This window comes from Nocardioides carbamazepini (genome assembly GCF_024614185.1).
GTDB classification, from domain to species: domain Bacteria; phylum Actinomycetota; class Actinomycetes; order Propionibacteriales; family Nocardioidaceae; genus Nocardioides; species Nocardioides carbamazepini.
Window position 1 is genome coordinate 483,001 of record NZ_JAHTLF010000015.1, and the last position, 15,388, is coordinate 498,388.

At 72.3% G+C, this 15,388-nt stretch carries 11 protein-coding genes; 6 read left to right on the forward strand and 5 right to left on the reverse strand.

The genetic code is table 11. From position 1 onward, the window contains the following. Nucleotides 1–27 precede the first annotated feature (27 nt). Together KVF89_RS12220 and panB are read left to right on the forward strand one after the other, a co-directional pair. Complete coding sequence (locus tag KVF89_RS12220) at nucleotides 28–486, forward strand: VOC family protein (protein ID WP_257425838.1); 459 nt, start codon at nucleotides 28–30, stop codon at nucleotides 484–486. Nucleotides 487–630: 144 nt separating this feature from the next. Further along, the gene (gene panB, locus KVF89_RS12225; RefSeq protein WP_257425839.1) at nucleotides 631–1,503 is read left to right on the forward strand and encodes a 3-methyl-2-oxobutanoate hydroxymethyltransferase; all 873 of its coding nucleotides are present in this window, start codon (nucleotides 631–633) and stop codon (nucleotides 1,501–1,503) included. A gap of 234 nt (nucleotides 1,504–1,737) precedes the next feature. Here the strand turns inward: panB and KVF89_RS12230 are convergent, their stop codons facing one another. Then, on the reverse strand, nucleotides 1,738–3,765 hold the full coding sequence (locus tag KVF89_RS12230) for a M3 family metallopeptidase (RefSeq protein WP_257425840.1): 2,028 nt from the start codon (nucleotides 3,763–3,765) through the stop codon (nucleotides 1,738–1,740). A gap of 9 nt (nucleotides 3,766–3,774) precedes the next feature. Beyond that, nucleotides 3,775–5,022, reverse strand: coding sequence for a hypothetical protein (locus tag KVF89_RS12235; protein WP_257425841.1), 1,248 nt, complete (start codon nucleotides 5,020–5,022; stop codon nucleotides 3,775–3,777). Nucleotides 5,023–5,155: 133 nt separating this feature from the next. Between KVF89_RS12235 and KVF89_RS12240 the strand changes: the two genes are divergently transcribed. Next, on the forward strand, nucleotides 5,156–5,836 hold the full coding sequence (locus tag KVF89_RS12240) for a thymidine kinase (RefSeq protein ID WP_257425842.1): 681 nt from the start codon (nucleotides 5,156–5,158) through the stop codon (nucleotides 5,834–5,836). Between the two features lie 40 nt (nucleotides 5,837–5,876). Here the strand turns inward: KVF89_RS12240 and KVF89_RS12245 are convergent, their stop codons facing one another. From KVF89_RS12245 to KVF89_RS12255, 3 genes are all read right to left on the reverse strand, one after another. Beyond that, nucleotides 5,877–7,010 carry an alkaline phosphatase family protein gene (locus tag KVF89_RS12245; protein ID WP_257425843.1) on the reverse strand — a complete coding sequence of 378 codons (1,134 nt, stop codon included), beginning with the start codon at nucleotides 7,008–7,010 and terminating at the stop codon, nucleotides 5,877–5,879. Nucleotides 7,011–7,014: 4 nt separating this feature from the next. After that, entirely contained in the window at nucleotides 7,015–7,584 is a 570-nt protein-coding gene (locus KVF89_RS12250; protein WP_257425844.1) for a DUF5998 family protein, read from the reverse strand. A gap of 62 nt (nucleotides 7,585–7,646) precedes the next feature. After that, a complete protein-coding gene (locus tag KVF89_RS12255) occupies nucleotides 7,647–10,370 on the reverse strand; it encodes a bifunctional acetate--CoA ligase family protein/GNAT family N-acetyltransferase (protein WP_257425845.1) in 2,724 nt (907 codons plus the stop codon). A gap of 71 nt (nucleotides 10,371–10,441) precedes the next feature. On the opposite strand from KVF89_RS12255, the gene KVF89_RS12260 reads away from it, so the two are divergent. Genes KVF89_RS12260 through KVF89_RS12270 form a run of 3 tightly spaced genes read left to right on the forward strand, consistent with a single transcriptional unit; the run spans nucleotide 10,442 to nucleotide 15,384 of the window. After that, nucleotides 10,442–12,919, forward strand: a complete 2,478-nt coding sequence (locus KVF89_RS12260; protein WP_257425846.1) for a DNA gyrase/topoisomerase IV subunit A — start codon at nucleotides 10,442–10,444, stop codon at nucleotides 12,917–12,919. 4 nt (nucleotides 12,920–12,923) lie between these two features. Next, nucleotides 12,924–13,646 (forward strand): LppX_LprAFG lipoprotein, encoded by a 723-nt coding sequence (locus tag KVF89_RS12265; RefSeq protein ID WP_257425847.1) that lies wholly within the window; start codon nucleotides 12,924–12,926, stop codon nucleotides 13,644–13,646. A 10-nt stretch (nucleotides 13,647–13,656) separates the two neighbouring features. Beyond that, nucleotides 13,657–15,384, forward strand: a complete 1,728-nt coding sequence (locus KVF89_RS12270; protein WP_257425848.1) for an MFS transporter — start codon at nucleotides 13,657–13,659, stop codon at nucleotides 15,382–15,384. Nucleotides 15,385–15,388: the final 4 nt, after the last annotated feature.

A 15,388-nucleotide genomic window follows, 5' to 3' on the forward strand; every position in this document is an offset into this window, starting at 1 on the left:
GGCGGCGCGGCGCCGGTCTGCACCCGCATGAGCATCGCGAGCAGCCACATCCAGCCGTGCCTGTGGTTCGACGACGACCTGGAGGAGGCCGTCCGCTTCTACACCGCGATCTTCCCCAACTCCTCCATCGACCGCCTCGGGGCGGGCGCCGGGGAGTTCACCCTCGACGGGCTGACCTTCCGGGCGATCAACGGCGGGCCGGCGTTCCCGTTCAGCGAGGCGGTGTCCTTCGCCATCGCGTGCGAGGACCAGGGCGAGGTCGACTACTACTGGGACTCACTCGCCGACGGCGGTGAGGAGTCGGTGTGCGGGTGGCTCAAGGACCGGTTCGGCCTGTCCTGGCAGATCGTCCCGATGCGCCTCTACGAGCTCGTCGCCGACCCCGATCCGCAGCGGGCGCTGGCCGTCAGCCGGGCGATGCTGGGGATGCGGCGGATCGTCGTCGCGGAGCTCGAGGCGGCCGCCGACGCGGTCGGTCCGCGGTGACGCCGCGGTGAGGCCGGGGTGAGGCCGGGGTGATCGAGCACACAGCGCGCCGGGGCCTTCCGCGCGACTAGCCTCGTCAGTGCCCGTCAAACGAACGTGGACCCGCAGTCGCGGGCCGCGAGTCACCCAGAACGGAGCTCGACGATGAGCAGCAGCACCCCCGAAGAGACGGCGCCGTACGGCGCCCCGGCCGGGACCCCGGCCCCCGCCGGGTCGGCAACGATCAAGCGGATCCGGACCCATCACCTGCGTGAGATGAAGCAGCGCGGCGAGCGCTTCTCGATGCTCACCAGCTATGACCAGCTGACCGCGCAGATCTTCGACGAGGCCGGGATCGAGATCCTGCTCGTCGGCGACAGCGCGTCCAACAACGTGCTCGGCAACACCACCTCCCTGCCCGTCACCGTCGACGAGCTGATCCCCCTCACCCGGGCCGTCAGCCGCTCGGTGACCCGTGCCCTCGTGGTCGGCGACCTGCCGTTCGGCAGCTACCAGGCCTCCCCCGAGCAGGGCTACCTGACCGCCGCCCGGTTCATGAAGGAGGGCGGCGCCCACTGCGTCAAGCTCGAGGGCGGCGTCGAGATGGCCCCGCAGATCGAGCGGATGACCCGCGGCGGCATCCCGGTGATGGCGCACATCGGCTTCACGCCCCAGTCGGAGCACACGCTCGGCGGCTACCGGGTCCAGGGTCGCGGCGACACCGCCGACCGGGTCCTCCGCGACGCCCTCGCCGTCCAGGACGCCGGCGCGTTCTCCGTCGTCATGGAGATGGTCCCCGGCGACGTCGCTGCCGAGGTCACCGCGAAGCTCGAGATCCCGACGATCGGCATCGGCGCCGGCAACCGCTGCGACGGCCAGGTCCTCGTCTGGCAGGACGCCTTCGGGCTGCGTACGGGCAAGATGCCCCGCTTCGTCAAGCAGTACGCCGACCTGCGCACGGTCCTGCTCGACGCCGCCCGGTCCTACGACGCCGAGGTGAAGGACGGCAGCTTCCCGGCGCCGGAGCACACCTTCTGAGGCTCCCGACCGGCCCGGGTTGGGTGGGTGAGGGTGGTCCCTGGGTCACTCTCACCCACCCGACTCAGGCCGCAGGAACGCCGAGTAGGCGGACATCCCGGGCAAGGCGTTCCGGCTCGTCCCGAAGCTCCCGCGCCGTGCAGCGCGCGACCATCCGCCACTCGTCCGATGCCATGTCCAGGAGCATCCGTCATCGCGCGGCATCGCGTGCGCGTCCTCCACAGGCACCGGAACTCAGGCCAGGCCGCGGCGCACCAGCAGCGGCTCGACCGGCGCCGGCCGGCCGCGCCACTCCTCGTAGGACTCGAGCGGGTCGCGGGTGCCGCCGATGCCGATCACGTGGCGCAGGTACTGCTCGCCGTTCTCCCGCGTCAGTCCCCCGTTGTCACGGAACCACGCGACCGTGTCGGCGTCGAGGACCTCGCTCCAGATGTAGGAGTAGTAGGCAGACGCATAGCCGGAGCTGAGGCTGTGGGCGAAGTACGGCGTGGAGTACCGCGGCGGCACGGCCGGGTTGTCGAGCCCGGCGGCGGCCAGGGCACGCTGCTCGAAGACGGCCACCTCGGCCGGCTCGGTGGGCACGTCGTCGGGACCGAGCTCGTGCCAGGCGAGATCGAGCAGCGCGGCGGCGAGGTACTCGCTCGTCGCGAAGCCCTCGTTGAAGGTCTCCGCCGCACGCAGCCGCTCGACGACATCGGCCGGGATCGGCTCGCCGGTCTCGTGGTGGACGGCATAGCTGGCGAGCACCTCGGGCCACAGCACCCACATCTCGTTGACCTGCGACGGGTACTCCACGAAGTCGCGGAAGACGGCGGTGCCGCCGAACTTGGGGTACGTCGCCCGCGCGAGCAGCCCGTGCAGCGCGTGGCCGAACTCGTGGAAGAGGGTGCGGGTCTCGTCCCAGGTCAGCAGGGTCGCCTCTCCCGCGGCGGGCTTGGGGACGTTGAGGTTGTTGACCACGACCGAGGTCTCCGTGCCGAGCAGGCTCGCCCGGGTGACGAAGCTGCTCATCCACGCGCCGCCGCGCTTGGTGTCGCGCGTGTAGAGGTCGAGCAGGTAGAGGCCGATCGGCGTCCCGTCGCGGCTCACCTCGAAGACCCGGACGTCGGCGTGGTAGCCCGGCAGGTCGGGCCGTTCCGTGAAGGCCAGGCCGTAGAGCCGCCCGGCGGCGAAGAAGACGCCGTCGCGCAGCACCCGCTCCGCCTCGAACCAGGGTCGCAGCGCGGCCAGGTCGACGTCGTACCTGGCGGTGCGGACGCGCTCGGCGTAGAACGGCCAGTCCCAGGGCTCGATCGGGAAGCCGGCGAGCTCGGACATCGCGTCCTGCTCGGCGCGGGCGTTGTGCGCCGCGGGGACGGCGAGCCGCTCGAGCAGCGAGCGCACCGCCTTCGGCGTGCCCGCCGTGTTGTCCGCGGTCACCGCGGCGGCGTGGTTGTCGAAGCCGAGCAGCCGGGCACGCTCGGCGCGCAGGCGCAGGATGTCGAGCGCGACGGCACGGGTGTCGTGATCGCCGCCGCGACTGCCGCGACTGCGCTGCGCCGTGGAGAGGCGGTGGCGCAGGTCGCGGTCGGTGAGCGCCGCGAGGTGGGGGTGCGCGGTCGGCAGCACCAGCGTGAGCAGATGGCCGCCCACCAGCCCGCGCGCCTCGGCGGCCGCGGCCGCTGCGGAGATCTCTCCTTGGGTCAGACCGTCGAGCTCGGCCGGGTCGTCGACGACGACCGCGAGGTCGTTGCTGTCGGCCTGCAGGGCCAGCTCGAAGGCGGTCTCCTGGCTGGAGATCCGCTCGTTCAGCTCGCGCAGACGCGCCTTGTCGGCGTCGCCGAGCGCCGCACCGGCGAGCCGGAACTCGGTGACATAGCGCTCGACGAGGTACGCCGCCTCCGGCTCCAGTCCCGCGCGGTCCGCATGCACCGCCTGGAGCCGGACCCACAGGGCCGGGTCGAGCAGGATCGCGTCGCCGTGGGCGGCGAGTCGGGGCGCGAACTCCGCCCGGACGGCATCGATGGCGGGGTTGGCGTCGGCGCTCGCCTTGTTCCAGAACACCCGCAACACGCGCGCGAGGGTGACTCCGCTGAGCTCGAGTGGGATCAACGTGTTGGCGAAGGTCGGTGGCGCCGGGTCCGCGCTGATCGCCGCGACCGCGACGAGCTGCTCGGCCATGGCCGTCTCGATCGCCGGGGCGTAGTCATGGTCGTCGATGTCGGCGAATCGCGGCAGCTGGTGCGGAAGGCTGCTGATCCCGAGAAGTGCGTCCGTCGTCACGGACTCACCTTAGGAGATGGGTCCGGTCTCCGGCTCGGTCTCGTCCTCCGGGCCGGTGCAGGCCTCGGTCGTGGGCTCGGTCTCGTCCTCCGGCGCCGTGCAGGCCTCGGCCGTGGGCTCGGTCGCGGGCGGCAGCTCCGCCGGCGTCTCGGAGCCGGCCTCCGGCTCCGAGGTCGGCACCGGCGTCGGCTCCGGATCGGGCTTCGGCTCCGGGTCCGGCTTCGGCTCCGGGTCCGGCTTCGGCTCCGGGTCCGGCTTCGGCTCCGGGTCCGGCTTCGGCTGGGGCGTCGGTCCGGTCGTGGGCGGCGGTCCCGATGCCGCCGGCTGCCCGGCCGGCGCTGGCGGGACCTCGGGCAGGCCGACCGGGGCGTTGAGCTCCGCGATGAGGTGGGCGAGGGCCGAGACGACCTCATCGCAGTCGCAGAGCGGAGTCGCGTCGAGCGGCACCGTGACCGGGACGGTCGTCGTCCGCGCCAGCGCCAGGGCCGCCGCCGACATCTCCGCCGCCTCGGCCTGATAGCCGGCGACCAGCCGGCGCACGGTGCGCGGGAAGCGCGGGGAGGCGTCGTAGGTGTGCAGCGCCTCGCGCAGCGCCTGGGGGTCGGACAGGTCCTTGCCGCCCGCGCAGAGCAGGACCGCGACGCCCAGCGTGGCGTCGTCGATGCCCTGCACGTCGCGCACCGAGTCGCCGTCGGCGTCGACCGCGACCCGCGCCCAGGTCTCGGGCAGCAGCCCCATCGGCCCGACCGGCGCGTCCCAGCGCGGGTTCCCGTCGAGCGCCCCCGCATCGGTGTCGGAGACCTCGCTGCGGCCCGCCTTGCCGTTGAGGGGCCGGCCGACGGCGGGACCCCGGCCGTGGTCCGACGCGAGCTTGCCGAGCGCGGCCAGGACCATCCAGTCGAGGTTGCACGGGGCAGCGGCGTTGATGACCGTCGCGGCGCGCTGGTAGGCGATCGCCACGTCGTTGGGCGCCTCGGCCAGCCGGTCGTCGTACGGGCTGCGGGTCGCGGCGCTGCGGACGACCACGACCGGCGCGCTCTCGGCGGCCGGTGCCAGAGCGGCGGGGGGCACGGGTGCCGGCACCGCCGGATCGGCGGGCTCCTGGGTGGTCGCGGCGGCCGGTCGGTCGGCGTCGGGGGACGTACGCCCGCCGACGACTCCGGTCGTGGTCAGCACGACGGCGACGGCGGCCAGCACCGACACGATCGTGACGACTCTCCGGACGACACGTCCGGAGGGCCGGACGACGACCACCATGGGTCCACCTGCTTCCTGCATCAGAGAGTCACTAGTCTCGCTCGAAATCCTGCCTTGCTCACGCAAACCCACAGAACTTGTCCCGCTGGTCACGAAGTTGTCACCCAGGTGAGGGTCGGAGGAGGATGCGCGGGTGGCCGAGCTGATCTTCCGAACCGGGACGATGGACACGGGGAAGTCGACGCTGGCCCTGCAGACCAACCACAACCACGCCGCCCGCGGCCGGAGGGGCCGGCTGTTCACCTCCCACGACCGGGCCGGCGCGGCGATGGTGTCCTCTCGACTCGGGCTGGTCGCCGACGCGCACGAGGTCGCACCCGACTTCGACTTCTGGCGCTACACCGTCGACGCCCTCACCCAGGGCGCCCGGATCGACTACCTCATCTGCGACGAGGCGCAGTTCTACACCGCCGAGCAGGTCGACCAGCTGGCCAAGGTCGTCGACGAGCTGCAGATCGACGTCTTCTGCTTCGGCATCCTCACCGACTTCCGCACCCGGCTCTTCCCCGGCGCCGCCCGCCTGGTCGAGCTGGCCGACCGCACCGAGGTGCTCCAGGTCGAGGCGCTGTGCTGGTGCGGCAAGCGCGCCACCCACAACGCCCGCACCGAGAACGGCGTCATGGTCACCGAGGGCGAGGTGATCGTGGTCGGCGACGTCGACGACCTCGCCGAGCAGCCGCCCGCGCCACTCGATGAGGTCGACGACGCCGACGTCGCCTACGAGGTGCTGTGCCGCCAGCACCACCGGCGGGCGATGACAGCGGCACGGGCGAGGGCCGTGAGTCTCTCCCCCGAGCCGCTGCCGTTCACCTGATCAGCAGGCGCTGTAGGGCCGCGCCAGCGTCAGCTCGCCATCAGTCCACGAGGACCGGGATCAGCATCTCCTCGGGCGTGAGCGAGCCGTGCATGCCGATCAGCCTGGTCTCATAGGGGAAGCCCTCGGTCGAGAGCACCGCGAAGTCGTCGCGGCAGGCCACGATCACGTCGCCGATCCGGGGCAGCACCGACGGGTCGACCGGGCCGAACCAGCCGCGGCCGATCGCCTCGGCCCGGGTCAGCACCTCGGCTCGCTCCCCCAGCCGTTCGTGCCAGGTGGCGACGACGTCGGGAACCGCACCGCCCTTGCAGTAGAGGTGGCGGAACCGCGCCTCGCCGCCGACCAGGGCCAACCCGGAGCGCAGGTCGTCGTCGGTCGACACGTCGATCCGCGCATCGGCCGGGACGTCGACCATGCCGTGGTCGGCGATGACGACCAGCCGCCGGTCGGACGGCAGCGCCTCGCGCAGCTGCTCCGCCTCGTGGTCGATCATGGCCAGCTGCTGCAGCCACTGGCTGGAGGACACGCCCCAACGGTGTCCGGTCCAGTCGAGATCGCCGTCGTACACATAGGTCAGGGCGGGCTGCCGCGGCGCGGGGGCCGACGCGGCCACCACCGCGGCGATCCGCTCGCCGACCCGGTCGACGCCGACGTACTCCGCGCCCCGGTGCGCGGCGACGGTGAGCCCACTGCCGTTGAACTCCCGCTTGTTGACGACGGTGACCCGCACCCCGGCGGCCTGCAGCGACGCGAACGCCGTCTGGTGCGGCTGCCACTGGACCGGGTCGACGTCGCCGTCCCACAGGAGGGCGTTGAGCAGGTCGCCCGTGCCCGGGATCCGGGTGGTGAACCCGACCAGGCCGTGTGCGCCCGGCGGCAGCCCGGTGCCGAGGCTGGTCAGCGAGGTCGACGTGGTCGACGGCACGCTGGCGGTGGCCGGGGTCGACGTCGCCAGCAGCGAGGAGAGGTACGGCGCCGCGTGGGCGTACCTCTCGAGCAGCCGTGCGCCGAGCCCGTCGATGAGGAAGACGACATACGAGGACGCACCCGGCAGCACCAGCCCGGACGGCGCCGGGCCGAGGGGACTGCCCAGCGCATGGGCCGCGGCGGGGACGATGTCCCCGAGCGAGCGGACGCCGTACGCCGGCTCGCAGAACTCAGCGCCCGCCACGCGGTCAGCCCCTCGTCAGCGCCGACAGCGACGCGGCGAAGGAGAGGAGGCCGCCGACGGCGTCCTTGCCGTCGGCCGCGGCGGAGACCCGGAGCGAGAAGTCGTCGGAGGACAACGTTCCGGTGTAGCCGTGGTCGGCCTCGCACTGCGGGTCGTTGCAGCCGGCCGGCTCCAGGTCCATCCGGTTGACCGCGCCCCACCCGATGGTGAGGACCGCCTCGGCCGGGGGGCGTGGGCCGGCGGTGGGGTCGGTCGTCATCCGGGTGACCACCACGGAGGCGACCGACCGCAGGCTGACCGCCTCCGTCGAGGTCGAGGTGTACGGCTCGGGCAGCAGATCGTCGCCGGTGTGCTCGTCGGTGTGGGCCAGGATCAGCCGGGACGGCGTCAGCACGATGACCGTCTGGTGGCGACGCACCTCGTCACGCTCGAAGGTCGGCTCATGGTGGACGTAGAACGACACCACTGCCTCACCGGCGACCGCGTCGACCACCGCGTCGGTGACGACCTCCGGGTAGTAGCCGGTGCGGTCGATCGCGGCACTGAGGTCGGCGGTCCGATCCCGGTCAGTCATGCGCGCATCCTCGCACGACGAGCACACGGCGACGCGCGCGGCCGCCGCCTCCGGCCGCCGGCTCAATCCGGGATCGTCGTCGCCAGGTCCGGCATCCGGCGCACGAGCGAGTCGGGCCGCGGGTCCTTGACGGCCGCGACCCGCGCCGAGGCGGTGAGCACGGACGCGGAGTCGACGCCGGCGAGCACCAGCGACAGCTCCAGCGAGCTCACCTGGGGCAGGTCGTTCTGCAGGACGGCGACCCGGGTGATCAGGTCCTCGATCGCCGCCACGTCCACCGGGTCGGCGCCGCGATAGCCGAACAGCAGCGGCGAGGCCTTCACCTCGCGCACCATGGCGGCCACCTCGTGCGCGCCCAAGGGCGGGACCCGGTAGGACCAGTCCCCGACCAGGTCGATGACCGGTCCGGAGACGCCGAAGGACACGACCGGCCCGAACAGCGGGTCCTCGGAGGTCCGGACGGCGATGGGTACGCCGGTCGGCGCGTTGCGCTGCACGACGAACCGGCCGACGGCCGGGTCGATCAGCCCGGCCAGATAGTCCCACGCATCCGTCATGTCGTGCGCGTCGGCGATGTTGCGCCAGACGTGGGTCTGGTCCGGCCGCTGTCGCACCGACGCGAGCGTCGACTTGAGCACGACGTCCCAACCGAGCCGCTCGCCCGCGGCGACGGCCGCGGACAGGTCGGCGACCTCCTCGGCAGGCCACAGCTCGATGCCGTAGGCACGCAGGAGCGCGGTGACCTGGTCCTGGTCGAGCTCGACCTCGCGGCCGGTGGCGGCCACCTCGGGGTCGGCGAGGACCCGCTCGACGAGGCGCTTGGCGCTGCGGGCGTCGACCTCGCCCGCGTCCGCAGCCGGACCGTCGGGGGCGTGCAGCCACACGGCGTACTCCACGACCCGCGCCAGGGCCCGCACCGCCGCCTCCACCGCGGGGTACGACGGCACCGAGCCGCGTCCCGCCGAGGAGCCGGCCACATCGGGGACCCGGAGGAGCTCGGGGATGCCCTCGGCGCCGAGGAACGAGGAGACGAGCGGCTTGTCCGACTGCTCCCCCACGGCGGCGAGGACGTTGGCGACCTCCTCGCCGGACACGTCGAGCGGCGGGATGTAGACGGCGATGACCGAGTCGACGTCGGGGTCGTCGATGGCGTCGTCGAGGGCGTCCTCGAAGTCCTCGGCGGTGGCGTCGGCACCGAGGGCGACCGAGCGGTTGACGACCAGGCCGACCGCGGACGCGGCGTCGGCGGCGAGCAGGCCGAGCGCGTCGGAGTTGCCGACGATCGCGACCCGGCGCCCGCGCGGCAGCTGCTGGTGGGCGAGCAGCTGCGCGACGTCGAACATGTCGTCGAGGGTGTCGACCTGGATCACGCCGGCCTGGCGGAACATGGCGTCGACGGCGGCCTGGGGAGCGCCGATGCGGCGGACGGTGTGGCCCATCGGCACGCCCTGGGTCGTCCGCCCGGAGCGGACCGCGACGATCGGCTTGCGGGCCGAGACCCGGCGCGCGATCCGGGAGAACTTGCGGGGGTTTCCGATCGACTCGAGGTACATCATGACGACCTCGGTGGCGTCGTCCTCCTCCCAGTACTGGAGGAGGTCGTTGCCGGAGACGTCGGCGCGGTTGCCCGCGCTGACGAAGGTCGAGATGCCGAGGCCGCGGTTCTTGACCTTCTCGAGGATGGCCGAGCCGAGGGCACCGGACTGGCAGAAGAAGCCCGCACGGCCGCGGGCCGGCATCACCGACGACAGCGACGCGTTGACCTGTACCACCGGGTCTGTGTTGAGCACGCCCAGGCAGTTGGGGCCGATCAGCCGCAGGCCGTAGGAGCGGCACAGCCCGGCCAGGTGACGCTGCCGCTTGCGGCCCTCCTCACCGGTCTCGGCGAAGCCGGAGGAGATGACGATCAGGCCGTGCACGCCCTTGTTGGCGCAATCGAGGACCACGTCGGTGACCGCCTCCGCCGGGACCGCCACGATCGCGACGTCGACGTCGTCGGGGATCTCGTTGACGTTCTTGTACGCCGGGATGCCCGACACGGCGGGTGCACTGGGGTTGACGACGTAGACCCGGCCGGTGAAGTCGCCGTTGACGAGGTTGCGCACCAGCACCTGGCCGATGGTGTCCTGGCGGCGGCTCGCGCCGATGATGGCGATCGAGCGGGGGTGGAAGAAGCGGTGGATGGAGGCGGCCTCGGCGGCGTGCTCGCGGTCGTGCATGACCCCGATCGCCGTGTCGGTCGGGTCGATCGGGAACTCCAGGGTGATGACCCCGTCGTGGTAGCCGCTGACGACCCGGTAGCCCGCGTCGCGGAAGGTCTGGATCATCCGGGAGTTGTCGGGCAGCACCTCGGCGGTGAACCGCTCCACCCCGCGCTCGCGACCGGCCTGGGCGAGGTGCTCGAGCAGGAGCTGGGCGATGCCGCGCCCCTGGTGCTCGTCCTCCACGAGGAAGGCGACCTCGGCCTCGTTGTCCCCCACGACGTCGTACCGGCCGACGGCGATCATCCGCTCCTGCAGGATGAGGACCAGGGCCACCCGGTCGCGGTGGTCGACGTGGGTGAACCGGCGCACGTCGCGCTCCGACAGGACGGGCATCGGGGAGAAGAACCGGTAGTACTTCGACTCGTCGGAGACCCGGGCGTAGAACTCGACGAGGAGCTCGTCGTCCTCGCCCCGGATCGGCCGGATGTGTGCCGTCCGGCCGTCGCGGAGCAGGACGTCGCCCTCCCAATGCGCCGGAGGCGCCTCGATCTCGTCGGTGGGGGTCGGGTCGCCGGGGCTCACAGGGAGAAATCTATCGGGTCACCCGCGAGCCCCCGGTCGGGTCGCCGGTGGCAACCGGGAGAATGAGGCTCATGGCACGGCGTACGAAGCAGGAGTCCCTTCCGGAGGACTTCGAGGAGCACATCCTCGACACCGACATCCGCGACGAGATGCAGTCGTCGTTCCTGGAGTACGCCTACTCCGTCATCTACTCCCGGGCGCTCCCCGACGCGCGCGACGGGCTCAAGCCCGTGCAGCGCCGCATCCTCTACACGATGAACGACATGGGCCTGCGGCCCGATCGCGGTCACTCCAAGTGCGCCCGCATCGTCGGTGAGGTCATGGGTCGGCTGCACCCGCACGGCGACGGCGCGATCTACGACGCCCTCGTGCGCACCGCGCAGCCCTGGGCGTTGCGGCTGCCGATGGTCGACGGACACGGCAACTTCGGCTCCCCCGGTGGCGAGGACCCGCCGGCCGCGATGCGTTACACCGAGGCGCGGATGGCGCCGCCGGCGGTCGCGATGACCGACTCGATCGACGAGGACACCGTCGACTTCAAGCCCAACTACGACAGCCGCGAGTACGAGCCGACCGTGCTCCCCTCGGCGATCCCCAACCTGATCGTCAACGGTACGACGGGCATCGCGGTCGGCATGGCGACCAACATGGCGCCGCACAACCTGATCGAGGTGGTCCAGGCGCTGCGCCACCTGATCCAGCACCCCAAGACCGACATCGACGGGCTGATGAGGTTCATCCCCGGTCCCGACCTGCCGACCGGCGGCAAGATCGTGGGCCTCGACGGCATCCGCGACGCCTACGAGACCGGCCGCGGCATCTTCAAGATGCGCGCGACGGCCCGGATCGAGACGATCGGGCGACGCAAGGGCATCGTCGTCACCGAGCTGCCCTACAACATCGGCACCGAGAAGATCGTCGAGCGGATCAAGGTCCTCGTCCAGTCCAAGAAGCTGCAGGGCATCGCGGACGTCAAGGACCTCACCGACCGCGAGAACGGCCTGCGCCTGGTCATCGAGGTCAAGAACGGCTTCGTCCCCGAGGCCCTGCTGGAGCAGCTCTACAAGCTGACGCCGCTCGAGGACTCCTTCGGCATCAACAACGTCGCCCTGGTCGACGGCCAGCCGCGGACGATGGGCCTCAAGGAGATGCTCGAGGTCTTCCTCCAGCACCGCTACGAGGTCGTCCATCGCCGCTCGAAGTTCCGGCGTGGCAAGAAGGCCGACCGGCTCCACCTCGTCGACGGACTGCTCATCGCGCTGCTCGACATCGACGAGGTCATCCAGGTGATCCGCACCAGCGACGACTCCGCCGCCGCCAAGGAACGCCTGATCACGGTCTTCGAGCTCTCGCAGATCCAGGCCGAGTACATCCTCGAGATGCAGCTGCGCCGGCTGACCCGGTTCAGCCGGCTGGAGCTCGAGAAGGAGCAGGAGCAGCTGCGCCGCGAGATCGAGGAGCTCGACGCCATCATCAACGACGAGGCACTGCTCAAGAAGGTCGTCTCCTCCGAGCTGGCCGAGGTCGCCAAGACGTTCGGCACCCCACGCCGGACGGTCCTGCTCGAGTCGGCCGGCACCGCCGTCGCCGCCGCGGCCACGCCGCTCGAGGTCGCCGACGACCCCTGCTTCGCGCTGCTCTCCTCGACCGGGCTGCTGGCACGCACCAGCAACGCCGACGAGATCGGCACCGGCGGCGGCCGCGCCAACCACGACGTGGTGGTCTCGGCGATCCGGACCTCCGCCCGCTCCGACATCGGCGTGATCACCTCGGCCGGACGGCTGCTGCGGCTCGGCGTGCTCGACCTGCCCGCCATCCCGCCGTCGGCCAACGAGCCCAACCTCCAGGGCGGTCTCCCGCTCACCGAGGTGCTCGAGCTCGCGGCCGGGGAGCGCGCCCTGGCCCTGACGACGTTGAGTGCCGAGGGCCCCGGCCTGGCGCTGGGGACCCGGCAGGGTGTCGTGAAGCGGGTCAACCCCGAGGTCCTCAGCAAGGACGAGTGGGAGGTCATCGGCCTCAAGGACGGCGACGAGGTCGTCGGCGCCGTCGAGCTGCGCACCGGCCAGGAGGAGCTCTGCTTCGTCACCTCCGACGCCCAGCTGCTCCATTTCCCCGCCGACGCGGTGCGCCCGCAGGGCCGCTCCGGCGGCGGCATGGCAGGCGTCCGGGTGGCTGACCGCGAGCGGGTGGTCTGGTTCGGCGTCCTCGACCTCAACTCCCCCGGCGGCGTCGTGCTGGTGACCGCCTCCGGCTCCTCGACCGCCCTGCCCGGCACCGAGCCCGGCTCGGTCAAGGTGACCGACTTCTGGGAGTACCCCGCCAAGGGACGTGCCACCGGCGGCGTCCGCTGCCACCGCTTCCTCAAGGGCGAGGACGCGCTCGTGTTCGCCTGGGCCGGCCCCGCGCCGGCCAGGGCGGCGGCGACCAGCGGAGCGCCCGTCGACCTGCCGGAGGCCAACGGCCGCCGTGACGGCTCCGGCGTCCCGGGCAGCCAGGCGCTCGCCGCGGCGGCCGGACCGCTCCTGGTGACCCTGGGTGTGTCAGGGTGAGCGCATGACGACCCCGACCCGCGTGGCCGCCGGCCTGCTCTCCGCACTCGTCGCCGTCGGCGGCCTGACCGCCTGCTCGGGAGGTGGCGACGGCGGTGGCTCGAAGAAGGCGGAGTCCTGGTCCGACACGGGCGCGAATGCCAAGGAGCTGCTCGACGGCACCAGCGGCATCGAGGTCTCCCTCTCGACCGGCGACGACCCGGGCACCGACTACCTCTCGTCGGCGAGCGGCACCATCGTCGCCGACCCGCCGGCCTTCGAGGGCACCGTCGCGGGCCGGGTCAGCGGCTTCGAGGCGAGCTCGATCGACGTCGTCTCGGTCGACGGCACGCTGTGGATCAAGGCGCCGATCCTGGGCTGGACCGACCAGTACCAGCCGGCGGACCTGTGCGCCCCCGACCCGGCCACGCTGCTCGACCCGACGACCGGCGTCTCGACCGTGCTCACCAGCAGCACCGACGTCAAGGCCGGCGAGTCCGAGCGCGGTGGCACGGACAACAAGGAGGTCTTCCACACCTACACCGGCACCGCCACGGGCGACTCGATCCGCGCGATCCTGCCCTGCGCAGAAGGTGACGACTTCGAGGCGACCTACCGCCTCGACGACGAGGGCTACCTGCGCACCGCTCGACTCACCGGCGTCTTCTTCAAGGACTCCGAGCCGCTGACGTACACCATCGACGTCACGAAGTACGACGTCACGAAGGACGTCTCGGCGCCGAAGTGAGTCGCCACCGATGAGCGCGGCGAACCGGCTGCTCCTGACCTTCTGCGCTGTCGCCGTCGCCTTCGCGGCGGTCGACACGTACGTCGTCGTCCTGGCGCTGCCGGACATGATGGCGGGCGCCGGCATCCCGGTCGAGGAGCTGCAGCGGGCGGCGCCGATCGTCTCCGGCTTCCTGCTGGGCTACGTCGCGATGCTGCCGCTGATCGGGCGGATCGCCGACCTGCGCGGGCAGGTGCCCGTCCTCGCGATGTCGCTGGTCGTGTTCGCGGCGGGCTCGCTGGTCACCGCGATCTCCTACGACCTGCCCAGCATGGTGGCGGGCCGGTTCCTCCAGGGCGTGGGCGGTGGCGGACTGGTCCCGGCGACGATGTCGCTGGTCGCCGCGCTCTACCCGGTCGACCGGCGCGGGCTCCCCCTCGGGATCGTGTCGGCGGTGCAGGAGTTCGGCAGCGTGCTGGGCCCCCTGTTCGGCGCGTTCGTGCTCTCCTTCACCTCCTGGCGCGGGATCTTCGCGATCAACCTCGCGGTCGGCGCCCTGCTCGTGGTCGCGGTCGGTGTGGCGGTCCGGTTCACGGCGGTCGGGGAGGTCGCGCAGCGGCCGCCACGGGACCTGCGCGGCGTCCTCGACCGGCTGGTCGCCCTGCTCCTCCTCGCGGCCACCCTCGGCGCGGGGTTCCTCACCTTCGTCCAGCCGGGACCCCTCCAGCGCGACCTGAGCTGGGGCCGCCTGTTCATCCCGTACGTCGACGGTGGCAGCCGGTGGGTCACCCCCGTCGGCGTCACCACGGTCGTCGCGTCCGTCCTGCTGGTGGCGTGGTGCTGGCTCCGGCCGCACGCCCTCGTCGACCTCCGCGGCTGGCTCGGCCACCTGCTGGCGGCCGACCTGCTGGGCGCGAGCCTGCTCGCCGTCGTCCTGGGCGGCATCGTGCTCGCCTTCGCGACCGCCGACCCCGAGGTCGCCGTGTTCTCCCCCCAGGGGCCATGGTTCCTCACCGGCTCGGCCGTGGCCGCGGTCCTCCTCGTCCTGCATCTGCGCCGGGCCGCGGCGCCGATCGTGCCGCGGGGCACGCTGCGACCGCTCCCCGCCTGGGGTGCCCTCGCGGTCAGCTTCCTGGTGGGCTGGGCGCTGATCGCCGCCCTCGTCGACATCCCGCTCTTCGCGCGCACCACCACGGAGCAGGACTCCCAGCTCGGTGCGGCACTCGTCCTGCTCCGCTTCCTGGCCGCGCTCCCGATCGGCGCGGTCATCGGCGGCTGGCTGCTGCGGCGCGTCGACGCCGGCGTACTCACCGCCGCCGGCATGGCCGCCGCCGGCGGCGCCTTCCTCGCGATGGGCCAGTGGGACGCCGACAGCCTGAACGGGTTCGCCGCCAACGTCCCGCTGGTCCTCGGCGGCCTCGGCTTCGGGCTCGCCCTGGCACCCGTCAACGCCGCCATCCTCGCGGTGACCGACGACGACACGCACGGCCTGGCCAGCGCGCTGGTCGTGGTCGCCCGCATGGTCGGCATGCTCGTCGGCATCTCCGCGCTGACCACGATCGGCCTGCGCCGGCTCTACGCCGCCCAGGAGTCCGACCCCGGCCTCGGCATCACCGAGCTCGGCATCGTGCAGGAGCAGGCCGTGTTCCGGGGCGCGGCGGTCGCGGCCTTCGCCGCGGCCGTGCTGGCGGTGCTCGTGCTCTCGCGTGTGCGCACCCAGAACGTGGACACGGCGGAGGCCCTGCGCGCGGGCGGATAATCTG